Below are 20,384 nucleotides of genomic sequence, written 5' to 3'. Positions count from 1 at the left end.
AACCGGCAAACCAATAAACTTAAATATGCAATTTTTTTTACATATGTATGAAGGTGTATATGGAGGTGATAACAATGACAAGGATAGTGCTGAGCACTGATGAAACATTGACAAGCACGTATCACGATGTCCCCTTATTGGATTTCTTAGGTTGTGCTCCCGTCGATAAGCTGCCAAGCTGGGTTTTTAGAATTCTTGATTCCCAGGTTCCAGACAACAACGGAGTCCTAACTATGGCGCCCTATGGACTGAGGAAAATTGAAGCCGCGCTGCTCGCTCAGGGATTCAAAAGGGAGGAAGTTGTAGTCGCTCATCCAAGGAAGATAGAGCAGTTTATAGATGAAAAAACAACAATTGTAGCACTTTACGAGATGGATCCTATGGGTCTGGGCCCGGTAAGTATGATGTTTACAAACGGAGGAAAATGGACGAACTACACGAGCGTCAAGTTCAAGGAACTCGTTGAGAGAATCAACAGGGTCAGGGAGAGAAAAGGCTACAAGTTTAAGCTCGTCGTTGGAGGCCCGGGATCCTGGCAGATTGACTTTAAACGAAAGGAACGAGAAAAGCTCAAAATTGACCACGTGGTTATCGGAGAAGCTGAACATGTTGTTGGGGAAATCTTTAGAGACATAGAGAGTGGCAATGCCGATGAAACGATACACATTAAAAGCTGGCCAAAAGTCGAGGAAATTCCGACCATAGTGGCACCTTCGTATAAAGGCATCGTAGAAGTGATGCGTGGCTGTGGAAGAGGGTGCCGCTTCTGCGAGCCCAACTTAAGAGTAGCCCGGTACATTCCTCTCGAGAAAATTGAAGAAGAGATAAGACTTAATATAAAAGCGGGCATAGACCACGCATGGCTCCACAGTGAGGACATCTTCCTCTACAAAGTCGAGGACAAAAAGAACTTCTATCCAAACGCCGAAGCAGTAGTTGAGTTGTTCGAGATGGCCAGGAGGCACACACGTAACGTAAACCCGACCCACGGGGCTGTAGCTGGAGCCTTGGCAAACCCAGGGATGATCGAGAAGATATCAAGAATTGTGGGAGCGAACGAGAGACATTGGATTGGAATCCAGGTAGGCCTTGAGACCGCTTCGCCAGCTTTAATTGGAATGTACATGGCGAATAAAATGAAGCCCTTCTCTCCTGAGGAATGGCCTTGGGTTGTGCTGAATGGCACTTATGTCTTCAACAAAAACTACTGGTTCCCAGCTTACACAACTATCTTGGGTCTCCCTGGAGAGACTGAGGAAGACGAGATAATGACTGCTCAGCTTATAATAACGATGGAAAAAGAGCTCGAAGAGAAGCTTGGCAACAGGGCACACTTCACAGTAACACCATTGGCATTTATCCCTATGGGCCTGCTTAAAGATAAGGAGTTCTTCAACGTTGAGGAGATGATGACCGAAGGCCGCTTCCTGCATCTCTACCATGCTTGGAGGCACCTCTATAGGGAAGTGGTTAAGGGCCTACCGATGGTTATGCGGGGCAATCCGTTCTTGCTTCCATTCTACCCATTAGCAAGGGTTGGAGCGCGTTTAGTCGTTGAACACCTAAGAAAGTGGGGAATCAAGCACGGATTTAATCCAGACAAAAGGCTTGAGCCGTTGGAGGTTAAAATCGATGTTGATGAACACAAGTGGCACTCAGTTCCATCGTTAATTGAAGCGTATTAGAAAAAGGGGGTGTTGGCTATGCCGAAGGTGGAGATTGAGAAAGAAGAAGGAGAAGTAAGAATTGCCGTAGATAAAGCAACACTCGAGAAGCTGGAGAAAGCCGTTGAGACACTTGAGGAGTTAAAGAAGCATGTGCCAGAAATTCCAAAACCCAAAATAGAGGAGGTCATAACCTCCATTGTAGAGGCAAAGGAAAAGCTGCTTCCAAAAGTGGACATGGAGAAAATTATTGAAACGGTCAAAGGCAGTGAAACAGAGCTTCACATCAAGTTTGACAAGCTGACCTTGGATGGAGAGGTTACAATAAAATTTGCTCCACTGAAGAAGGAATGATTTCTCCCTTATTTTATTTTTTAGGGTGAGAGTGGTGAATGCGAAAACCCTTGTAGAAATGCTTTCCAGGCTTCAGAGCTTAATAGCAGAGGGTTCACTTGAGATAAAGGTTGGAGACAATTTTATTACAATAAGCAGAGATGAGGTAATTGCGGATATATCAAGCCCGGAGGAGATAACCAAGCTTGCAAAGGCACTGAAGGAGAGTATGAAGAGTGACATCACAAAGACTGTAAAAAGCATCCCGGACGTCATGAGACTCATAGCAGAGGTTGGAGAAGAGCTAAGCGAAGAGAGAAAAACACTCATCATCAAATATCGGGGTAGGGATGTTGTGATAATGGGCTTTAAAGCAAATCCCGGCATTCTTGGAATGAATAACGTCGAAATTAAAGATAAGCTGGGGCTAATGAAACTCCTCTCTGCTCTCCTGTGATACCATTCCTCCTTCAACTCACCAGGCGAGAAGTCCCCTTCCGAAAGGGGATACACAAGGGGAATAAATTAGCAAGGTTTAAATCCTCTGAGAATACAGAATATAATGACCTTACCTTATATAACAGACAAATAGCTGGACAGCCCGCAAGGACTGGTGTAAAGTAATCGCGGAGGATAAGGAGTGAGGTAGTGTGTGAACCGGCCTGTAAGGGGCAAACTCCCCATAAAGCCCCCTGCGTAAGCAAGGAGTGGATTATACTTCAACCCATTTTCGAGTGAGGTGGTAAAATGCCGACCATACTTGTTGAAGGCCCACCAATTAGTGTTGAGAAGAAAAGGAAGCTCGTAAAAAGACTTACTGAGGTAGCATCAGAGGTTTACGGGATAGAACACATAACTGTTCTTATAAAGGAGAACCCACCCGAGAACGTGGGTATTAATGGGGAGCTTCTACTGGACAGAAAACGAAAAACAATGAGGGGAGAAAAATGAGAGTTGCACTTGTTAGGACAAACCCCGGAGAAAGCGGATACGCCTCAGCTTATGGGTACATTGCTCCCCCGTTGGGCCTTGCATCCTTAGCTGGAGCCGTTAGAGACATCGCAGAGGTAAAGATAATCGACGCGGAAGCGAAAAATCTCAGTGAGGAGGAGACTCTGAAAGAAATAGAGGCCTTCAACCCCGACGTTGTAGGTTTCACAACCATAGCGTCCACATACGTAAATCCCTCTCTGAGGATTGTCAGAAAAATGAGGGAGAGAGGAGTTGAATCCCTTGTCGTTTTTGGTGGGCACCACGCAACGTTCACTTACCCCCTTGTGTTGAGAGAGAGAGTCGACGTTGTTGTCGTCGGAGAAGGAGAAAGCACGTTTAGGGAGCTCGTTGTGGCGCTGAAAGAAGGGAGGGATGTTAGCAACGTTAGGGGTATAGCATACAGAGATGGTGAGAAAGTTAACGTTTCTTATCGCGGACCCATCCTCAATCTTGATAACCTGCCGATGCCGGCTTACGATTTACTTGATCCAAATGCGTATAAGGCAACAATTGTGGGAGAAAACGCGAGGATTGCGTCAATAGAAACCTCCAGGGGATGCCCCTACAACTGTGAGTTCTGCAGTGCCTCCGCCATGTGGGGGCATGCGTGGAGGTTTAAGAGCAACGAGCGTGTTGTGGAAGAGTTAAAATTCGTGAAGAGCCTCGGATACAACTGGGTGTTTTTTGTTGATGACAATTTTGTTGTTCCCTACAAATATGAAGAGAGAATTAAGCTTCTCGATTCTATAATAGAAGAAGGACTTAACGACATAAACTACATAATTCAAATAAGGGCGGATATAATCGCAAAACACCCAGAACTTGCAGAGAAGCTTGCAGAAGCTGGAGTCAAAGTGGCTTTTATGGGCATTGAATCCGGTAGCGAAGAGGTTTTGAAGGCCATGAGAAAGGGGTTGAGAAAAAACGATACCTTCAGAGCCATCCAACTACTCAGCGAACAGGGAATAGTCACTTACGGCGGGGTTATAATCGGGGCACCCTATGAGTCTAGGGAGGATAGAAAAGCAACTTATAAGTTCGTCCAGATGCTTGGTGACCACGGGCTTGACGCGGTTCAAATCTCCATATACACCCCTCTACCAGGCAGTGATTCCTTTTACAGAGCGCTTAAGGATAGACTAATTCTAACCTTTGACTGGGATTTATACGACGTTCTGCACCCAGTAATGCGGACAAAAGAAAAACTCTGGAGGCTCTACTTTGAGAGCCGGGAGAAGACGTACATGTTTTACTTCAAAAAGTGGCTTCACGGTATCAGAGGAAAGTCCGAAAAGTATTCAAAACCAATCCTGAGCACAGGTAAGAGATACGTCATCCGTAGGCTCCCGCATTACATAAAGAATTTCTTAAAGCTCCCCGTGGAGAGCTTTTTAGTTCAAAGAAAGATTCTAAACTCAGCAAAGAAACTCGATGAGTATACAATCAAAATCCTCGAAGAAGTATACACCAAGCATTTATCCACGTATCTGAAAATATTCCACGAAGCCATAAATCAGAATAGAACACAAAAACTTGAAAATAAATCATCCAAACCAATCATTTAAGCCTGCGGGGGCTACTACTTTAACATCTTTAATCAGTTTTATCAAATGGCACGTAAAGATGGAATCACTGGGATTCCACAACTTTCGGAAATTTCCGAAAGTTTTATATGTTGGACATTCCAAGACAAACCCAGGGGGCACTATGAAAGTTTTCATGATCCTGGTGACTAACTCAAGATATGATTTCGAGATCCTGGAGTTTTTAGAAGGTCTTCCTCAGACTCTCGAAGTACATCGACTCTATGGAGATTATGATATACTCGCTAAACTCGAAGTCAGAGATTTAAAAGAACTCTCAAACATTAAAAATGAGCTTTTAAGGAAGGGAGGCATATTACGTACTGAGACGCTTATTGCTGAGGAGGGATGAAATTGAGCGTGGAAAATGCCAAAAAGATCATGATGGAGCACTTCGCAAATACTGCAAGGAGATTTGGATTAAGTGAGCTTTATGGGTATATCTACGGCCTGCTCTTCTTTGAAGATGAGCCCCTAAGCCTGGGAGAAATTGCCGAGAGGACGGGATACTCTCTTTCTCATGTAAGTACGGCTCTCAAGCTACTGGAAAATGTCGGCTTGGTAAAAAGGATCAAAAAACCAGGAGACAAAAAAGCATACTATACCGCAATAAAGAACATTCGAGAATGGAGAAAAGAAGCGTATTATAAGAAAATAGAGGAAGACATAAGGCAAACTCGGGAAAACCTTTTGAGAGCGTTAAAGGAGATAGAGAACGACGAAAGCGAAGAGGCAAAAAAAATTAGACAGAGAATAGAATTTGCTCTCAGAAGAAACGCTATTGCAGAGAAAATTATAAACATCTTTTTGAAACATGAAGATGAAGAGATCCTACAAGCGCTCTTAGAGTGCCTTGAGAAAAAGCTAAACAGTAAAAACCCTTAAAAACAAGCTTAGATTAATTAAGGCGGTGGTTAAATGAATGAGCTAGCTGAAGCCTTATGGTACATCCTCCCAGCATATTTTGCAAACGCCTCTCCAGTAATCTTCAAGGGCAAAACTCCAATGGACTTTGGAAAGAAGTTTATTGACGGAAGGAGAATTCTTGGGGATGGAAAAACTTGGAGGGGATTTTTCGGGGGCTTATTTACCGGAATTCTAATAGGGATCATCCAGTATCAAATCAAACCAGATTTTTACGGCTCGTTCTCAGTTGCCTTAAAGCTAAGCTTTGCACTCTCCCTTGGGGCTCTTCTTGGAGATCTCATAGGAAGTTTTGTCAAGAGAAGAATAGGCATGGAGAGAGGCTATCCAGCAGTCGGTCTTGATCAGTGGGGCTTTTTGATTTCTGCACTGATTTTAGCGTATCCAATAAAAACCATCACAACGGGACAAGTATTGTTCCTTTTAGTTGTAACTCCATTTATCCATTGGGGAGCAAATGTTCTCGCATATAAGCTAAAGTGGAAAAGCGTTCCTTGGTGAGCTTATTAACAAACATTTTATAAGATGCACCGAGTAATTTTTGACTGGTGAGAAAATGAGAGTAAAAGTGAGATATTTTGCTCGCTTTAGGGAGCTTGCTGGAACAGGAGAGGAGGAAATCGAGCTTCCAGAGGGGAGCAAGATAAGAGACCTCATTAAAAAGATAAGGGAGCTCCATCCAGAGTTTAAAAATGAAGTTTTTGGTGAAGACTACGACGACAATGCAGATGTAAACATGTCAAGAAACGGCAGATATGCCTCTTTTGACGAAGAATTGAAAGATGGAGACGTTGTAGCACTATTCCCTCCAACAAGTGGTGGATGACAATGTTAACGGAAAGAGAGCTGGAAAGATATGATAGGCAGATTAGAATTTTTGGTATTGAGGGGCAAGAAAAGCTCAAAAGAAGCAAAGTGGCAGTGGTGGGTGTTGGCGGCTTAGGAAGCCCGGTAGCGTATTATTTAGCCGCTGCAGGGGTAAATCTCTTGCTTATAGATGAACAACTCCCAGAGTTAAGTAATTTAAACAGGCAGATTCTCCATTGGGAAGAGGACGTAGGCAAAAACCCGAAGCCAATATCCGCAAAATGGAAGCTTGAGCGCTTTAATTCAGACATCAAGATAGATACCTTTGTAGGAAAGCTCACAAGGGAAAACATAAGAGATGTTCTCAAAGACGTTGACGTTATAGTTGACTGCTTGGACAACTTCGAGACGAGGTACTTGCTAGATGAATTTGCCCACGAGAAGGGTATTCCCTTAGTTCACGGAGCCGTTGAGAGCTTTTATGGACAGGTAACCACTATAATTCCGGGAAAAACAAAAAGCCTTAGAGAAATCTTTCCTGCCCCGCCGAAGAAGAAAGAGAACTTTCCGATTGTGGGGGCAACAGCTGGAGTTATTGGCACAATACAAACGGCGGAAGTCATAAAGCTGTTGACCGGTAAAGGAGAAGTGTTGGCAAATAAGCTGCTTATCGTTGATTTGATGCACAATTCCTTTGAGGTGATAGAGCTTGAAGATTAAGCTGTTTAAAAAACCCGAAGACTTTGACATTAATGAGGCAATTGAGTTAGTTTCATCTCCAAAAAGTGGAGGAATTGCAATATTCCTCGGAAAAGTTAGAGAGGAGAGCCACGACAGAAGGGTTAAAAAGCTCATTTATGAGGCCTATGAAGAAATGGCGGTAGAAGAGATGAAAAAAATTAGAGAAGAAGCGTTGAAAAAATTCCCCATACTGGACATGGTTATATGGCACCGCTACGGAGAGCTTGGAGTTGGCGAGAACACAATTCTTATAGTTACCGCTGGAAAACACAGAAAAGAAGCATTTGAAGCTTGCATATGGGCTGTAGATGAGGTAAAAAAGAGAGTTCCCATCTGGAAGAAAGAAGTAACGGATGAAGGCGAATTCTGGATTGAAGGAGAAAGGGTAATACCGAGCAAAAAGACACATTAAGGTTTCTTTTTAACTGCTATTTGCTGTAATTTAGATAACTATGCATTATGGTAAAATTAATAAAGTCTTCTTATCGTGTGAATAGCGGTGGTTAGATGAGAGCAAATAGTAATGATGGGATTTTTAATATGGCTCAACCCATCATCACTTTTGCCAAACCACCATGGGTAAAGAACGAACATACTGGAAAGCTTGAAAGGCTTATACTCCAGCTGGGGTCGGGAAAAGGAGAATTTTCAGAGGTAGAGGGGATACCAAGATCAATAGGGTGTATTGGCAACAACAAGTTTGTTCTCCGAGATAGTCCTATGGAAATCAAACGTATGAAGGAAATAGTAAGAGAATTCTCACTAATTTGTGGTAAAGATCTTTATTTGACAAACTACGATGACCTATCTCTTCTAGAGGAAATTTCTTGCTTCTCCGCTATGCTTCCAATTGAAAATATTTATCCCGTCGTGAGACTTGAAGACTTCGATAGAGTGAATCTTCCTTCCAATGTAAAACCCATTGTAGAGGCAAGGTATTCCAGTAAAAACATGAAAAAGCTTCAAAACATTGAAGATGCTTATGCCGTGCTTCTTATGATTAAAGGGAGTGAAATTGAAAACCTTGAGAATCTTGCACTTCCCTGCAAAATTTACATCGATGTACTCTTTCCCGGTTCACTAAAAAGAGTGGATTTCGATTTAATGAAAGCAAAGAGAGCGTTTAAGGCCCATACCAAATTTCATCCATGTCTATGCGGGACTTTGGCTATAACAAGGGACGGCTTCGCTCTTCCTTGTCCTCTTTTGCGGAAGTTCATAGTGGGAAACGCCAAAGAATTAAGCCTAAGACAGATACTCCGAAAACGTAGATTGAAAAGATTCTGGAAATTAACGAAGAAAGACATAGAAGGCTGCAAACTCTGTCCATTCAACTCTACATGTCATGACTGCAGGGCACTGGAATATTATGCCTCCGGTGACATAATGGGAGTGGAATACTGTCCGCTGGATCACCCTCTAGGGTATAATGTCCAAAAAAGTTTTATGGATAGAAAATTAAAATTATGAAAGGTGGTGGAAATGGTCAAAATAGAAGTTGTAGATGTAGAGAAGCCCGAGGGAGTAGAGTGCATCATCGGTCAAGGGAACTTCTCAATTTTCACAGTTGATGACCTAGCTAGAGCTCTTCTCACAACAGTCCCCGGAATAAAATTTGGTATTGCCATGAACGAAGCAAAGCCTCAGCTAACAAGATACACAGGAAACGACAAAGAACTCGAGGAATTGGCTGCAAAAAACGCCTTGAAAATTGGAGCAGGTCACGTGTTTGTTATACTTATGAGAGAGGCATTCCCAATAAACGTGCTCAATACAGTCAAAAACCACCCCGCAGTCGCTATGGTGTATGGGGCAAGCGAAAACCCCATGCAGGTTATAGTTGCTGAAACAGAGCTCGGAAGATCTGTTTTGGGAATAGTGGACGGAAAAGCTGCAATTAGAATCGAGACCGACGAGCAGAAGAAAGAGAGAAGAGAGCTTGTTGAAAAAATTGGTTACACTATAGACTAACATTTTTAATCTTTGCATTTTTATTTGTTTGGGTGAAAAACAATGCGGCTAGTGTTTGTAACTTCTAACAAAGGCAAAGTAGAAGAGGTCAAGAAGTATCTCTCCCCTCTGGGTGTAGAAATCGTCCAAAAAAACATAGAATATCCCGAAATACAGGCAAACACTCTGGAAGAAGTCGTAACCTTTGGGATAAACTGGTTAAAGGAGCGTATAGACGAGCCCTTTTTTATAGACGATTCTGGCCTTTTTATTGAGAGCCTGAAAGGATTTCCCGGGGTTTATTCTGCTTATGTTTACAAAACCCTTGGAAACGAAGGAATTCTCAAGCTCATGGAAGGGGCCAACGACAGGAGAGCGTACTTCAAAAGCGTAATAGGTTACTATGATGGAGAGCTTCACATGTTTACGGGGGTTGTACACGGAAAAATAACCAATGAGAAACGCGGCAATAAAGGGTTCGGGTTTGATCCAATATTCATGCCCGAGGGCTACAGTAAAACGTTCGCAGAAATGAAAACAGAAGAAAAAAACAAAATTTCCCATAGGGGACTCGCCCTTAAGGAGTTTGCACAATGGCTAAAAGAAAATCTTAAAAAGGATTGAATGACAATAAAGGTTGATATCTTATTGAAAATTTGACAACAATAGGGGATCTGTATGAGCGAGGTATTGGATACAATTGATTTAAAACTGCTAAAAGAGCTTAAGGAGAACTCAAGGGAAAACATAGCCAGCTTAAGCAAAAAGATAGGAATTCCAAGGACAACTGTCCATTACAGGATAAAGAAGCTTGTAAACGAGGGTATAATAGAGAAATTTACCATTAAGCCCAACTACAAAAAGCTCAACCTAGGAACTACGGCATTTATTCTTGCTAGGTATGAACCCGATTCGGGACTCACACAGAGAGAAGTCGCTAAGCGGATTGCCCAGATTGAAGAAGTTTATGAGGTTCACATAATCGCAGGAGAATGGGATCTCCTTATAAAGGCCAGGGCTCCTTCGGCTGAGGACATTGGAAAAGTCGTTATTGACAAGCTTAGGGAGATAAAGGGCGTTGGACAAACCGTAACCATGGTTTCGTTTGTTACCGTGAAAGAAGAAATTTAAACAAGGCGATGATTGACGTTCTCCTTTCTGATTTTATGATGAAGTAGCAAGAAATGAGCCTGTAGAACTTTTTTATTTTTTGTGTTTGTATTTTTCAAGAACCGTCAATTCTGCTAGAAGGAAATGGTGGGGGCGCGGGGATTTGAACCCCGGTCCGCGGGTTTCTCCGGGTCAGAGCTCCAAAGGCTCATCCCCAATCAGCAAACCCGCTCGTCTTCACACCTCTGGAGCCCGCGATGATGGACCAGGCTACACCACGCCCCCGTCAATAACACTAAAGCCAACACCGATTTATAAATTTTACTATGATCGCATGATTTTTGGGTTAGGTAGTACAAAAGAAAACTCTTGCTGTTATTCAATCATTTTATAAGGCTATTTACTCAAAATTCGTTTCTAAAAGGGAAGAAGCTCGATGTCCCATTTATACGCTATTTTCTTTAATCTCTCTTGGACAACAGTAACCTTTGGTTGATAACACCAATATTTAGAAAGCGTTTAAAACGTGTTATCATTTTTGGAATTGGTGATACTATGCTCACCCTTAACCGACTCGTCAAGGAGGGTAAAGTGGAGGAGATACTCGAATACGCGAGGGAGTTTCACGGGCACATATGCCCCTACCTGGCCCTTGGAATACGAGCTTCACTCATAGCGATGGAGGAACTTGGAGTAGGGCGGCTCGACCATTCTGGTAGCGTGGACGAGAGCACTTTGGCGATCGTTGAAGTAAACAGCTGCTTCACCGACGGCGTCCAGGTCGCCACGGGGTGCACGCTCGGCAACAACTCCCTGATTTACTTAGACCTTGGCAAGACCGCGCTGACCCTCGTCAGGCGCTCGACATGGGAAGGGGTCAGGGTGTATATCGATGCCGAGAGGCTTGAGAAATACTATCCGTCGGGGGCAATGGAGCTCTTCAAAAAGGTCATACGAGAGAGGAAGGGAACCCCGGAGGAGAAAAAGCGTCTAAGGGAGCTCTGGGAGAGACTTGCAAAGACCATGCTCCACTTACCTAGAGAGGAGTTCAAAATAGAGCGGGTTAAGGTTCCCCCAATTGAGCTGGCCCCTATTTTTGAGAGCATCCGGTGCTCGAAGTGCGGGGAACTGACAATGTCGAGGAGAATCGTCTACATCGATAGAGAGCCCCTCTGCTACAGGTGTGCCGGGGAAGCGTACCACGCGGTAATTGGAAGGGGGATCGTTAAAGTAGGAGGGTCTGGCAGTGGAGCTTAACCTCAGGCCGATTGGAGTGATACGGTCTCCCTACAAGAGTCCTTCGGAGTGTCCCAGACAGGGGAGGCTCTCGGGGGAAATATTCATAGTGGAGGTCTTTCCCGAGTTCGAGGAGGGATTAAAAGACATAGAAACCTGCACGCACCTGATAGTTCTGTACTGGCTTGACCGGGCCAAAAGGGACGTTTTAACCGCCGTCCCGCCGCACGACGGCAGGGAGCACGGGGTTTTTGCGACCCGCTCTCCCCACAGGCCGAACCCGATAGGATTCGCCGTTGTGGAGCTACTGGAACGGAAAGGTAGGAAGCTGGTTGTGAAGTGGCTCGACGCCGTGGATGGGACTCCCGTTATTGACATCAAGCCGTATTCTCCCGCTATGGACTGCGTGGAGAACGCGAGAATTGGATGGTTTGAGGAGGTGGACCGAAAATGAAGAAAGTCCTCTCGCTCGTGGTCTTACTTGTCCTCGTGTCCGGCTGTCTGCAGGGTCAGACCACGGAGAAAGCTACGATGGTCGTGAAAGACCTCGCCGGCAGGGAAGTGGCCGTTCCAGAAAACGTCGAGAGGGTGGTAGCGGCCGGCCCCGGCGCCCTGAGGATTATCGTGTACCTAAACGCAACGGACATGGTGGTGGGGGTTGAGGACTTTGAAAAGCAACATTCGGGGGGCAGACCCTACATTATAGCCCACCCCGAGCTCAAGGAGCTTCCAAGCATTGGCCCCGGCGGGCCTGGAAAGCTCCCCGACCTTGAGGCGCTGATAGAGCTCAAACCCGACGTCATCTTCATGACTTACGTGGATGCCAAGACTGCCCAGGACATACAGGAGAAAACCGGAATTCCAGTCGTGGTGCTCAGCTATGGGGAGCTGACGAGCTTCGAGGACGAAAAGCTCTTTGAGTCCCTTGAGCTGGCCGGAAAGATTTTGAAAAAGGAAGCCCGGGCGCGGGAGGTTATCAACTTCATAAGGTCGGCTCAGGAGGACCTCCTCAAGAGGACGGAAAATGCCGAGAGCCCAAGCGTCTACGTTGGAGGACTAGGCTACAGGGGAGCCCACGGGATAGAGAGCACAAAGGCGAAGTATCCCCCGTTCGTCGTGCTCCACGCGAAAAACGTCGCCGACGAGCTTGGGGAGGGTCACAAATTCATAGACAAAGAGAAGCTCCTGGAGTGGGACCCGGATTACATCTTCATTGACGAGGGCGGGCTGAAGCTAGTGCTCGACGACTACAGGAAGAACCCCGGGTTCTACGAGTCCCTGAAGGCCGTGAGGAACGGCAACGTTTACGGAGTCCTGCCGTACAACTACTACTCCACAAACATCGGCACGGCGATGGCAGACGCGTACTTCATCGGGAAGGTTCTCTACCCGGAGCGTTTTGAGGACGTTGACCCGGTTCAGAAGGCAAACGAGATATACGAGTTCCTCGTAGGCAGGCCCGTCTACGAAGAACTCGCCGAGCAGTTTGGCGGGTTTAAAGAGATAGACCTCTCCACTGAAGAAGCGGAAAACTCACTGCCGACTTCGCCGTGATGCGGTATGGAGTACGAACGGTACGTTGCAACTAGGATTGCAGTGGGAATCTCTCTCCTAATCCTTATATTTTTGGTTAGCGTGTTCTCTATCTCCCACGGCGGTTATTCCCTTTCGATGGAAGAGGTCTTCCGGGCACTGGCAGGTAGAGGCGACGACAGGGCCCACATAGTAATCTGGAACATCCGCCTCCCAAGGGTGCTTGCCGGAATCCTCGTGGGTGCCTCGCTAGCAATCTCCGGAGCCGTTATGCAGGGATTTCTTAGGAACCCCCTCGCGAGCCCGTTCACGATGGGAGTCTCCCACGGGGCTATGTTCGGGGCCTCGATTGCCATCCTGCTCGGGGCAGGCTATTCCGAGAGCTCCGGGAGAATCGTCGTGGACAACCCCTATGCGGTTGTGCTGTTCGCGTTCCTCGGGGCAATGAGCGTCGCAACTACTATCCTGCTCCTGGCGGGGCTGAAGGGACTGAGCCCTGAAGCAATAATCCTCTCCGGAATCGCGATGAGCTCACTTTTCACGGCCTTAACCACCCTCGTGCAGTACTTTGCAGACGAGCTCCAGCTCGCCGCGATGGTCTACTGGAGCTTTGGAGACCTCGGAAGGGCGACTTGGAGGGAAGACCTCATCCTCGGGGCAAGCTTTGCGGTGGTTTTTGCTTACTTTGTTATGAAAAGGTGGGATCTGAACGCCTCGGCCCTTGGGGACGAGGTCGCAAAATCCGTCGGCGTCGAGGTTGAGAGGACGAGGATAATTTCGACGTTTCTGGCGACGTTTTTGACGGCCGTGAGTGTCTCCTTTGTTGGGGTTATTGGTTTTGTGGGACTTGTGGCGCCCCACGCAGTCAGGCTGCTCTTTGGTGGCGACTACAGGTTTCTAATGCCCCTCTCCGCCTTGATGGGTGCCCTCCTGCTCCTTACCGCGGACACAGTTGCGAGGCTTCTCTTTTCACCGACGGTCCTGCCGGTTGGCGTCGTGACGTCGTTTCTAGGGGCTCCGATGTTCATCTACCTGCTGGTGCGCATGGAGGGAGGAGAATGAAGGTTCTGAAGGTTAAAAACCTGAACTTTGGCTATAACGGCTCACAGATACTGCACAACGTCTCCCTGGAGGTGGAGAGGGGGGAGCTGGTGGCGATACTGGGGCCAAACGGCGCCGGAAAGAGCACCCTCATGAAGTGCCTCGCCGGAGTTTTCAAGTGCAAGAGGGTAGAGGTTTTTGGAAAGCCCATAAACGAGTACTCTCGCGAAGAACTCGCGAAGATCATAGGTTACGTGCCGCAGGCCATTGTCCCTGGCTTCATGAGGGTATTTGACACTGTGCTCCTGGGCAGGAGGCCCTATATGGGGTTGAGGCCTTCAAAAAAGGACATTGAGGCCGTTAAAGCCACTTTAAAAATGCTGAAAATTGATCACCTAGCTATGAAGCCCTTAAACAGGCTCAGCGGAGGAGAACTGCAGAAGGTAAACATAGCCAGGGCGCTCGCACAGGAACCCGAGATACTTTTAATGGACGAGCCAACCAACAACCTTGACCTGAGGAGCCAGGTAGAAGTGATGAAAATAGCGAGAGAGTTCGCAGACTCAGGTAAAACGGCTGTGATTATAATGCACGACGTCAACCTGGCACTGCGCTTCGCAGATAGGTTTGTCTTTATGAAGGGTGGCAAGATAATAAAAGACGGCGGCAGAGACGTCCTTACTCCGGAACTTTTTGAGGAAGTCTATGGAGTCCGGAGCGTTATCGCGGAAGTCCAGGGCGCCCCTGTTGTGATTCTGGACTTAGAGAGCTGATATATGGAAGAGACTCTCTATTAACCTTCCGAAAAGATAGCTTAGGAAAGCCGCTCCAAGTCCAGTGGAAGTCATTTCAAGGACTTTCTTTCTTATTGATATTCCCGAAAGTATTGAGATGACACTCGCAACTACTGCCAGAGCAGTTCCAGCTAGAAGGATCGAGAAAGGTAACGCCACCAGTGAAGAGGAAGCAATGAAATATGGCAATACGGGAAATATTATTCCCATTAAATAAGCCAGACCAGTATAGAGAGCCGAACGAAGTTCATTCTCATTTTCTTCTTGCACAAGAAGACTTATCATTGCATTTTCATTGGAAGAAAGCTTTTCTGCAACTTCTCTTGCAACATCCTCCGGCATACCGCTTTCCAAGAGCCTGTCAATAAGCTCTTCCTTCGCCCTCTCCGGAGAGACTCTAAAAAGTACCTCCATTCTTTGTTTTACGCTTTCCTTTACCTGTCTTTGGGATCTAACAGAGATAAAAGCACCTATTCCCATAGAAAGCGCCCCTGCTACTCCAACTATCAATCCACTAATCCCCACTATCTTTGGATTATGAACGTAAACTGCTGAAAGCCCAGTAACAGCTCCCAAGAGCTCTACAAGACCATCATTCATTCCGAGAACAAAGTCCCTTATGTTTTCCACGTGGAAGCGCCTCTTGCTTTCATAGAAAAAGCGCTCATGTTCAAGCTCATCAAGAATTATTCTCGAAATCTTTTCTTTCTCTTCATTGCTAAGCTTGTATTTTGTTAAAAAGTTAAAATACTTCTGAATCGCCGAGTTTTCTCCCATTTCGAGTAAAGATACAACGGTTCCCGGCCCTAAAAGCTTTCTAAGCACTTTCACGAAAAAGAAGCTTAGCCTACCTATTTTTACTTTTTTCGGCTTTTTACCCCTTTTAGTCAAAAAATCATACCAGAACTTCGCATGATTAGATTCGATATGTGATAACCTCAAAAATTCATCCCTCAGTTTGAGGTCTCTTTCAATCCTGCTCAGATACCCATAAAGAACGAAGTCCTTGTATTCATCCTCGTAAAATTGACCCGCTAATTTCAGCATATCTTCCATTCTCACTCACCAAAGAATGTAAAAAACTCAAAGGTTAATAAAGCAAACGGAAGTTACCCACAAGAAGTAGCAACGTCTCTTCGAATGAGATAAGAATTTACCAATTTTTACTACTTTTCTTTAACACCACAAATTCCTTGTAGTCCATTACCTTGATAAATCCCTTTCTAAGGTAGTAGGGATATGCCTCAAGCTCAGGGAAGGTTATTACATACGGCTCCTTTCCGAGCTCCTTAAGGCGCCGAATGGCAAACTCCAAGAGCATTGAACCGTAGCCTTTGCCCCTATAAGCTGGATCAACCATGAAAAACTCAATGAGGCCCGTCTTTTCGTTTTTAATCTTTTCAGGCACCCACCATGCTTCCTTGCCTTCGAGGTTGTAGACCAGTGCTACGGTTCCGATTATTTCTTCATCCTCGTTTCTAAGGACATAAAGCTCGTCGAATTCCTTAATTAGCCTGAACTCAAGGAAAGGCTCATAAACCCTTTTAAATCCCTCAAAATCGTCCGTTGATGGTTTATTCTCTACCCACTCCAGCGCTGGATAGGCACCATTAGTTCCCTGATATACCTTGAAGACGAATCTAAGAAGCTCTTCTTTCAAGGAAGGGGGATTCTCAACTTTTACAATTTCCATGGCACATCACGGAATATAAAACCCCATTTTCCTAAAAAGGGTTACGGGAAGTGTTCGAAGAGATCAAAAAGTTAATATTTTTGGAAAACCAAATTTAAACGGGGATTATATGAAGGAAGTTAATGCACTTGCACTGGCTTTGGAAGTTGAAAAAGCAGAGCTCAGGTTTTACATTGAGATGGCCAAAAAGGCAAAGGATGAAAGGGCAAAGAGTATGTTCCTCTTTTTGGCCAGAGAAGAAGCAGAACACTGGGACGTTTTTGAAAAGAAGCTCGTGGAAAAACTTCTACAAAAACCGGAAGCTCCACAGGTCAACAAAGAGCTTTTAGAAAAACTTACTCCAAAATATGAAGGCGAGATAAGTGAAGTTAAAGCCGTGGAATTGGGAATGGAGCAAGAAAAGCTCACATGGGAGTTTTATGAAAAAGCAACAGAAGAAGCGGAAGATGAAAACCTCAGAAAAATCTTTGAGGAGCTGGCAAAGGTAGAAAAGAGCCACTACGAGTTACTCAAGGCCCAATATGACTCTGTGATGAAAACAGGGATATGGATGGACTACCAAGATTTCAGTCTTGAGGTTAACTGAAAATACCTATACCAAGGTCAAACTCAAACTCCAAAGAGACTAATTCGTCTTAAAGTCTTCAAGGTGAAAAGGTTATTAACATCCGGATTGGAGTAGTATTTATGGTGGTACCATGTTAGCGAAATATCCGTTTGAACTTCCAAAAGATAGGCCCCTCTCAAAGAGGGAAATAGCTCAGGCCCTCCGCTGGGCGATTGAAGCTGAACTCGATGCGATAAACTTCTATGAGCAACTGGCTGAAGTTATAGAGGACGAGAGAATAAAGCACATCTTTTACGATGTTGCCAACGAGGAGAAAGAGCACTTTGGAGAGTTTCTGGCGGCCCTCTTTGAGGTCGATAAGGAGCTCACAAAGTACATGAAGGAGGGCTTTGAAGAAGTTGAAGAAGAGACAGGAATAAAGGTCGAACTCTGAAATTTTCTTTTTGCTATCCGAGCATCGAGTCGAGGAAGAGCATCACATAAAAGCCCAGAAAGAAACCTGCAGTTACAATGAGCTCGTTCTTTTCGTTTTTGTATATTTCTGGAATCATTTCCTTTACTGTCACGTAGAGCATGGCACCTCCAGCCAGTCCAAGGCCGTAAGGCAGTAAGCCATGGAATATGGAGAAGAAGAACGCCCCCACAAGAACCATAACCCACTCCGCAACTCCGCTTAAAGCGCCCATAAGTATGGGGCGAAGTTTCTTCCTTTGGAGTGCGGCGAGCGGCAAGGAAACGACGACCCCTTCAGGGAAGTCCTGTATTCCTATAGCTATCGCCGTTACAAGACCGGTTTTGATATCAAAGACAAGGGAAGTTCCAACAGCCAGGCCTTCGGGGAGATTGTGTATTATGACTGCCAGAACTATTAACCAGACAACTCTAAGCTTATCCCTTAGCTCTTCTGGTCCCTCGTATCCTCTAACCAGATGCTCGTGGGGTACAAATTTATCAATGGCATATATGAGGGCTACACCAAGCAAAATCCCTATTCCTACGGATAAGAAACGCCCAGAATATTCAATTCCCGGCAATATAAGGCTCGCAAAGCTTGCAACAATCATAACACCCGCAGCAAAGGATAAGCTAAAGTCCACGCCCCAATAGGGCATCTTATTAGAGAATACCGCAAGCAGAGAGCCAAGAGTCGTCATTAGAGCCACAAAAAAGCCAGCATAAAAAGCTACCATCATAATGTTCCCTTTGGAGAGAACTAAAAGGTAATCACTAATAGATGTGATGAAGTTCTCCAACACAATTAGGTCACCCTAATAAACTACCAAGCGGAGATATATAAAAATTGTGGAGAGAAAAATCAAACAGGTGTAATGTGTCCCCACTTCTCTAAGGCTCTCGCAAGCTCCCTGTGAGTCTTTGCATACTCGTCTAGTGAGATTCCCTGCATTATTGCATCTATTGCCTGCCTCACAGCTTTTGCACCTGCAGCTGGCCCATCTGGGTGTCCAAGAGTTCCACCACCAAGCTGGAGGACTATATCGGTTCCAAGAGCCTCTATGACTGGCTGGATATTGCCAGGGTGCAATCCACCCGAGCTAACTGGGAAGGCTGGAGTTATGTGATAGAACTTCTGCTCAAGGTGGAAGACGTCGTTTTCATCTGGCTTGTAGTGCTTCTCCCTCAAGATTCTTGCGTTTTGGATGACATCCCACTTTCCTCCCTCAAGCTTTCCTGCACCAGCTGTTCCAACGTGGAGCTGGTCGATACCTATAAGCCTGTAGAGCTTTGCCAAAACAAACATTGAGATGCCGTGGTACTTGTTTCTTGTGAAAGCAGCGTGCATTGCCCTGTGTCCATGGATAGCGAGGCCATAATCTGCGGCCAAGTCCCTTATATACTCCAAAGCACCCCAGCCGGTTACAACGACGTCAACCATTGCATGTTTTAGTCCAAGATCTGCCAATATTTCGAGCCTCGTTTCCATTTCCCTTATGTCTGCAGTTATGTTGGCAAACCATGTCTTCTTCTCGCCAGTCTCGTTCTCGACCTTGTCAATTATTTTTGCCATTATCTCGGCTCTCTCTTCGAAGCGGTTGTACCACGGGCTCGTCATGTTTTCGTCGTCTTTTATGTAATCTGCTCCAGCGGTAAGGAGCTCATAAGCAAGCTTCTCAAACTCCTCTGGAGAGTAGCCAACCTTGGGCTTAGGAACAACACCATAGATTGGCCTGTCTTTGATTTCAAGCATCTTCCTTACTCCTTCTATACCAAAAGCAGGGCCATTGAACTCTCTAATGAGCTTCTCAGGGAAGTAAAGGTCTTCAAGCCTAAGTCCCTTGACGCGCTTCATTCCGAAGACGTTTCCGGCTATGCTAGCAAGAAGTCCCGGTAAATTGGCCTCCTCAAAGGCATGGAACGGGTAAGCTATCTTTACTATCCAGCTACCGTCACCCATGTCGTGGAAATCGTAGGCTTTAGCTGAGAGGTCGGCCCACCTTTCCTCTTCATACCATAGATAAAGAGTTGTCCAGGTTCCAGTTGAGCTCTCCGCGGCAACTCCCCCTGCCGCTTGCTCAATTGTGTATCCCTCAGCAGGAGTAATCCTAAAAACAGCTATTATGTCTCTCTTTTTGTTAGGCTCGTAGCTCTTATCCACATAGTAGTCATATATTTTGTCAAACTTTTCAGTCATTCTCACACCTCCTTGTTGAGTTAGGTTTTCCTAATTATTAAGCCTTTCGTTGGTGGGCGTAAAATAGAAAAGCAAAAATTATTAAGGTTTTCGGCAGTTTAAAAATCAAGATAAAATTTGAAAAACGGTCTCACAGGCCAACGTACATTCAAAAATTAACTGTAGAAAGCAACAGAAGAGAAAGAAGATTATAACGGAAATTACTCAAGCTCTACCTCGTTCTCCCAGAGGCCATGAATGTTGCAGTAGCTCAAGGCATAGAGTTTGCCCTTCTTAGCGGTCTTGAAGAAGAAGACAGCTCTTGGCTCAGTGAGCGGGTCGGTGTGGTTGGCGAACTCCACTCTACCAACAAGAATTGGGAAGTTTTCCCCCTCAGGGTGGAAGTAGAGCTCAAGCCACGCTATATGGTGCTCCGGAGTGTTCGGGTGTGGTACCTCCTTGCCGACGCTGACCTCGACTTTAACGAGGTCACCCTCCTTCTCGCACTCTATAACGGGGACGTGCTTTTCTCCCTTCCAGTCCCCGCTTTTTATAGTTCCGCTAATCATATCAATCACCTCAATCCTTTATCTTCTCAAACATGTCTTTTGATGCTCCACAGAGCGGGCATACCCAATCATCCGGGAGCTCCTTAAACTTTGTTCCGGGCTCTATTCCGTTATCTGGGTCTCCAGCTTCTTCATCGTAGATGTATCCACAAACTGTACACTTCCACTTCGCCATATTTCCACACATCCTAATATTGTTACCAAACCAAATAGAGC

At 45.5% G+C, this 20,384-nt stretch carries 28 protein-coding genes and 1 tRNA gene; 22 read left to right on the top strand and 7 right to left on the bottom strand.

Features of this window, described 5'->3' with window-relative positions; genetic code table 11:
- Positions 1–74 precede the first annotated feature (74 nt).
- The 15 genes from NF865_RS03120 (at position 75) to NF865_RS03050 (ending at position 10,126) form a co-directional block, all read left to right on the top strand.
- Positions 75–1,685: a B12-binding domain-containing radical SAM protein gene (locus tag NF865_RS03120; RefSeq protein WP_253305731.1), complete on the top strand. Its 1,611-nt coding sequence runs from the start codon at positions 75–77 to the stop codon at positions 1,683–1,685.
- Between the two features lie 18 nt (positions 1,686–1,703).
- Positions 1,704–2,018 carry a hypothetical protein gene (locus NF865_RS03115; RefSeq protein ID WP_253305148.1) on the top strand — a complete coding sequence of 105 codons (315 nt, stop codon included), beginning with the start codon at positions 1,704–1,706 and terminating at the stop codon, positions 2,016–2,018.
- Between the two features lie 34 nt (positions 2,019–2,052).
- Positions 2,053–2,454: a hypothetical protein gene (locus tag NF865_RS03110; protein ID WP_253305147.1), complete on the top strand. Its 402-nt coding sequence runs from the start codon at positions 2,053–2,055 to the stop codon at positions 2,452–2,454.
- Positions 2,455–2,744: 290 nt separating this feature from the next.
- The gene (gene dmpI / locus NF865_RS03105; protein ID WP_253305146.1) at positions 2,745–2,948 is read left to right on the top strand and encodes a 4-oxalocrotonate tautomerase DmpI; all 204 of its coding nucleotides are present in this window, start codon (positions 2,745–2,747) and stop codon (positions 2,946–2,948) included.
- On the top strand, positions 2,945–4,555 hold the full coding sequence (locus NF865_RS03100) for a B12-binding domain-containing radical SAM protein (RefSeq protein ID WP_253305145.1): 1,611 nt from the start codon (positions 2,945–2,947) through the stop codon (positions 4,553–4,555). The genes dmpI and NF865_RS03100 overlap by 4 nt, the downstream gene beginning before the upstream one ends.
- Before the next feature lie 142 nt (positions 4,556–4,697).
- Positions 4,698–4,925, top strand: coding sequence for an Lrp/AsnC ligand binding domain-containing protein (locus NF865_RS03095; protein WP_253305144.1), 228 nt, complete (start codon positions 4,698–4,700; stop codon positions 4,923–4,925).
- Positions 4,926–4,927: 2 nt separating this feature from the next.
- Positions 4,928–5,458 (top strand): GbsR/MarR family transcriptional regulator, encoded by a 531-nt coding sequence (locus NF865_RS03090; RefSeq protein ID WP_253305730.1) that lies wholly within the window; start codon positions 4,928–4,930, stop codon positions 5,456–5,458.
- A 33-nt stretch (positions 5,459–5,491) separates the two neighbouring features.
- On the top strand, positions 5,492–5,998 hold the full coding sequence (locus tag NF865_RS03085) for a CDP-2,3-bis-(O-geranylgeranyl)-sn-glycerol synthase (protein ID WP_253305143.1): 507 nt from the start codon (positions 5,492–5,494) through the stop codon (positions 5,996–5,998).
- Positions 5,999–6,053: 55 nt separating this feature from the next.
- Positions 6,054–6,323 (top strand): ubiquitin-like small modifier protein 1, encoded by a 270-nt coding sequence (locus NF865_RS03080; protein ID WP_253305142.1) that lies wholly within the window; start codon positions 6,054–6,056, stop codon positions 6,321–6,323.
- Positions 6,324–6,325: 2 nt separating this feature from the next.
- Positions 6,326–7,024: a ThiF family adenylyltransferase gene (locus NF865_RS03075; protein ID WP_253305141.1), complete on the top strand. Its 699-nt coding sequence runs from the start codon at positions 6,326–6,328 to the stop codon at positions 7,022–7,024.
- Positions 7,014–7,457: a molybdenum cofactor biosynthesis protein MoaE gene (locus NF865_RS03070; RefSeq protein ID WP_253305140.1), complete on the top strand. Its 444-nt coding sequence runs from the start codon at positions 7,014–7,016 to the stop codon at positions 7,455–7,457. The genes NF865_RS03075 and NF865_RS03070 overlap by 11 nt, the downstream gene beginning before the upstream one ends.
- A gap of 95 nt (positions 7,458–7,552) precedes the next feature.
- Complete coding sequence (locus NF865_RS03065; RefSeq protein WP_253305139.1) at positions 7,553–8,515, top strand: SPASM domain-containing protein; 963 nt, start codon at positions 7,553–7,555, stop codon at positions 8,513–8,515.
- Positions 8,516–8,527: 12 nt separating this feature from the next.
- Entirely contained in the window at positions 8,528–9,016 is a 489-nt protein-coding gene (locus tag NF865_RS03060; protein ID WP_253305729.1) for an adenosine-specific kinase, read from the top strand.
- Positions 9,017–9,058: 42 nt separating this feature from the next.
- Positions 9,059–9,619, top strand: a complete 561-nt coding sequence (locus NF865_RS03055; protein WP_253305138.1) for an XTP/dITP diphosphatase — start codon at positions 9,059–9,061, stop codon at positions 9,617–9,619.
- A gap of 54 nt (positions 9,620–9,673) precedes the next feature.
- Positions 9,674–10,126, top strand: coding sequence for an Lrp/AsnC family transcriptional regulator (locus NF865_RS03050; RefSeq protein ID WP_253305137.1), 453 nt, complete (start codon positions 9,674–9,676; stop codon positions 10,124–10,126).
- 124 nt (positions 10,127–10,250) lie between these two features.
- Here NF865_RS03050 and NF865_RS03045 read toward each other — a convergent pair.
- A tRNA-Trp gene (locus tag NF865_RS03045) sits at positions 10,251–10,390 on the bottom strand.
- A gap of 270 nt (positions 10,391–10,660) precedes the next feature.
- Between NF865_RS03045 and NF865_RS03040 the strand changes: the two genes are divergently transcribed.
- Genes NF865_RS03040 through NF865_RS03020 form a run of 5 tightly spaced genes read left to right on the top strand, consistent with a single transcriptional unit; the run spans position 10,661 to position 14,688 of the window.
- A complete protein-coding gene (locus NF865_RS03040; RefSeq protein ID WP_253305136.1) occupies positions 10,661–11,362 on the top strand; it encodes an FmdE family protein in 702 nt (233 codons plus the stop codon).
- The gene (gene tsaA / locus NF865_RS03035; RefSeq protein ID WP_253305135.1) at positions 11,352–11,795 is read left to right on the top strand and encodes a tRNA (N6-threonylcarbamoyladenosine(37)-N6)-methyltransferase TrmO; all 444 of its coding nucleotides are present in this window, start codon (positions 11,352–11,354) and stop codon (positions 11,793–11,795) included. Before NF865_RS03040 ends, tsaA begins: the two co-directional genes overlap by 11 nt.
- Positions 11,792–12,895: an iron ABC transporter substrate-binding protein gene (locus NF865_RS03030; RefSeq protein ID WP_253305134.1), complete on the top strand. Its 1,104-nt coding sequence runs from the start codon at positions 11,792–11,794 to the stop codon at positions 12,893–12,895. The genes tsaA and NF865_RS03030 overlap by 4 nt, the downstream gene beginning before the upstream one ends.
- A gap of 6 nt (positions 12,896–12,901) precedes the next feature.
- Positions 12,902–13,936, top strand: a complete 1,035-nt coding sequence (locus tag NF865_RS03025; RefSeq protein WP_253305133.1) for a FecCD family ABC transporter permease — start codon at positions 12,902–12,904, stop codon at positions 13,934–13,936.
- Positions 13,933–14,688: an ABC transporter ATP-binding protein gene (locus NF865_RS03020; protein WP_253305132.1), complete on the top strand. Its 756-nt coding sequence runs from the start codon at positions 13,933–13,935 to the stop codon at positions 14,686–14,688. Before NF865_RS03025 ends, NF865_RS03020 begins: the two co-directional genes overlap by 4 nt.
- Here the strand turns inward: NF865_RS03020 and NF865_RS03015 are convergent.
- Both NF865_RS03015 and NF865_RS03010 read right to left on the bottom strand, forming a co-directional pair.
- Positions 14,677–15,765 carry a VIT1/CCC1 transporter family protein gene (locus NF865_RS03015; RefSeq protein ID WP_253305131.1) on the bottom strand — a complete coding sequence of 363 codons (1,089 nt, stop codon included), beginning with the start codon at positions 15,763–15,765 and terminating at the stop codon, positions 14,677–14,679. The two genes, NF865_RS03020 and NF865_RS03015, sit on opposite strands and share 12 nt — an antisense overlap.
- Positions 15,766–15,862: 97 nt before the next feature.
- Entirely contained in the window at positions 15,863–16,402 is a 540-nt protein-coding gene (locus NF865_RS03010) for a GNAT family N-acetyltransferase (RefSeq protein WP_253305130.1), read from the bottom strand.
- 109 nt (positions 16,403–16,511) lie between these two features.
- On the opposite strand from NF865_RS03010, the gene NF865_RS03005 reads away from it, so the two are divergent.
- Positions 16,512–16,988, top strand: a complete 477-nt coding sequence (locus tag NF865_RS03005) for a ferritin family protein (RefSeq protein ID WP_253305129.1) — start codon at positions 16,512–16,514, stop codon at positions 16,986–16,988.
- Between the two features lie 112 nt (positions 16,989–17,100).
- Positions 17,101–17,403, top strand: coding sequence for a ferritin family protein (locus NF865_RS03000; RefSeq protein WP_253305128.1), 303 nt, complete (start codon positions 17,101–17,103; stop codon positions 17,401–17,403).
- A gap of 13 nt (positions 17,404–17,416) precedes the next feature.
- Here NF865_RS03000 and NF865_RS02995 read toward each other — a convergent pair whose 3' ends face one another.
- The 4 genes from NF865_RS02995 to rd all read right to left on the bottom strand — a co-directional run bounded on the left by NF865_RS02995 (position 17,417) and on the right by rd (position 20,343).
- Complete coding sequence (locus NF865_RS02995; RefSeq protein WP_253305127.1) at positions 17,417–18,226, bottom strand: ZIP family metal transporter; 810 nt, start codon at positions 18,224–18,226, stop codon at positions 17,417–17,419.
- 59 nt (positions 18,227–18,285) lie between these two features.
- Positions 18,286–19,620: a type III ribulose-bisphosphate carboxylase gene (gene rbcL, locus NF865_RS02990; RefSeq protein WP_253305126.1), complete on the bottom strand. Its 1,335-nt coding sequence runs from the start codon at positions 19,618–19,620 to the stop codon at positions 18,286–18,288.
- Between the two features lie 200 nt (positions 19,621–19,820).
- Positions 19,821–20,168 carry a class II SORL domain-containing protein gene (locus tag NF865_RS02985; RefSeq protein WP_253305125.1) on the bottom strand — a complete coding sequence of 116 codons (348 nt, stop codon included), beginning with the start codon at positions 20,166–20,168 and terminating at the stop codon, positions 19,821–19,823.
- Positions 20,169–20,178: 10 nt separating this feature from the next.
- On the bottom strand, positions 20,179–20,343 hold the full coding sequence (gene rd, locus NF865_RS02980) for a rubredoxin (protein WP_253305124.1): 165 nt from the start codon (positions 20,341–20,343) through the stop codon (positions 20,179–20,181).
- Positions 20,344–20,384: the final 41 nt, after the last annotated feature.

Origin of the sequence: Thermococcus aggregans (genome assembly GCF_024022995.1) — an archaeon.
GTDB lineage: Archaea > Methanobacteriota_B > Thermococci > Thermococcales > Thermococcaceae > Thermococcus_A > Thermococcus_A aggregans.
The sequence above is the reverse complement of the archived record's forward strand: the minus strand, read 5'-3'. Positions and strand labels throughout refer to the sequence as shown.

Excerpts from the sequence above, each read along its gene's own strand:
- NF865_RS03120 (WP_253305731.1), top strand. The coding sequence starts at position 75 with ATGACAAGGATAGTGCTGAGCACTGATGAAACATTGACAAGCACGTAT.
- NF865_RS03115 (WP_253305148.1), top strand. The coding sequence starts at position 1,704 with ATGCCGAAGGTGGAGATTGAGAAAGAAGAAGGAGAAGTAAGAATTGCC.
- dmpI (WP_253305146.1), top strand. The coding sequence starts at position 2,745 with ATGCCGACCATACTTGTTGAAGGCCCACCAATTAGTGTTGAGAAGAAA.
- NF865_RS03100 (WP_253305145.1), top strand. The coding sequence starts at position 2,945 with ATGAGAGTTGCACTTGTTAGGACAAACCCCGGAGAAAGCGGATACGCC.
- NF865_RS03095 (WP_253305144.1), top strand. The coding sequence starts at position 4,698 with ATGAAAGTTTTCATGATCCTGGTGACTAACTCAAGATATGATTTCGAG.
- NF865_RS03085 (WP_253305143.1), top strand. The coding sequence starts at position 5,492 with ATGAATGAGCTAGCTGAAGCCTTATGGTACATCCTCCCAGCATATTTT.
- NF865_RS03080 (WP_253305142.1), top strand. The coding sequence starts at position 6,054 with ATGAGAGTAAAAGTGAGATATTTTGCTCGCTTTAGGGAGCTTGCTGGA.
- NF865_RS03075 (WP_253305141.1), top strand. The coding sequence starts at position 6,326 with ATGTTAACGGAAAGAGAGCTGGAAAGATATGATAGGCAGATTAGAATT.
- NF865_RS03065 (WP_253305139.1), top strand. The coding sequence starts at position 7,553 with ATGAGAGCAAATAGTAATGATGGGATTTTTAATATGGCTCAACCCATC.
- NF865_RS03060 (WP_253305729.1), top strand. The coding sequence starts at position 8,528 with ATGGTCAAAATAGAAGTTGTAGATGTAGAGAAGCCCGAGGGAGTAGAG.
- NF865_RS03055 (WP_253305138.1), top strand. The coding sequence starts at position 9,059 with ATGCGGCTAGTGTTTGTAACTTCTAACAAAGGCAAAGTAGAAGAGGTC.
- NF865_RS03050 (WP_253305137.1), top strand. The coding sequence starts at position 9,674 with ATGAGCGAGGTATTGGATACAATTGATTTAAAACTGCTAAAAGAGCTT.
- NF865_RS03040 (WP_253305136.1), top strand. The coding sequence starts at position 10,661 with ATGCTCACCCTTAACCGACTCGTCAAGGAGGGTAAAGTGGAGGAGATA.
- NF865_RS03030 (WP_253305134.1), top strand. The coding sequence starts at position 11,792 with ATGAAGAAAGTCCTCTCGCTCGTGGTCTTACTTGTCCTCGTGTCCGGC.
- NF865_RS03025 (WP_253305133.1), top strand. The coding sequence starts at position 12,902 with ATGGAGTACGAACGGTACGTTGCAACTAGGATTGCAGTGGGAATCTCT.
- NF865_RS03020 (WP_253305132.1), top strand. The coding sequence starts at position 13,933 with ATGAAGGTTCTGAAGGTTAAAAACCTGAACTTTGGCTATAACGGCTCA.
- NF865_RS03015 (WP_253305131.1), bottom strand. The coding sequence starts at position 15,765 with ATGGAAGATATGCTGAAATTAGCGGGTCAATTTTACGAGGATGAATAC.
- NF865_RS03010 (WP_253305130.1), bottom strand. The coding sequence starts at position 16,402 with ATGGAAATTGTAAAAGTTGAGAATCCCCCTTCCTTGAAAGAAGAGCTT.
- NF865_RS03005 (WP_253305129.1), top strand. The coding sequence starts at position 16,512 with ATGAAGGAAGTTAATGCACTTGCACTGGCTTTGGAAGTTGAAAAAGCA.
- NF865_RS03000 (WP_253305128.1), top strand. The coding sequence starts at position 17,101 with ATGTTAGCGAAATATCCGTTTGAACTTCCAAAAGATAGGCCCCTCTCA.
- rbcL (WP_253305126.1), bottom strand. The coding sequence starts at position 19,620 with ATGACTGAAAAGTTTGACAAAATATATGACTACTATGTGGATAAGAGC.
- NF865_RS02985 (WP_253305125.1), bottom strand. The coding sequence starts at position 20,168 with ATGATTAGCGGAACTATAAAAAGCGGGGACTGGAAGGGAGAAAAGCAC.
- rd (WP_253305124.1), bottom strand. The coding sequence starts at position 20,343 with ATGGCGAAGTGGAAGTGTACAGTTTGTGGATACATCTACGATGAAGAA.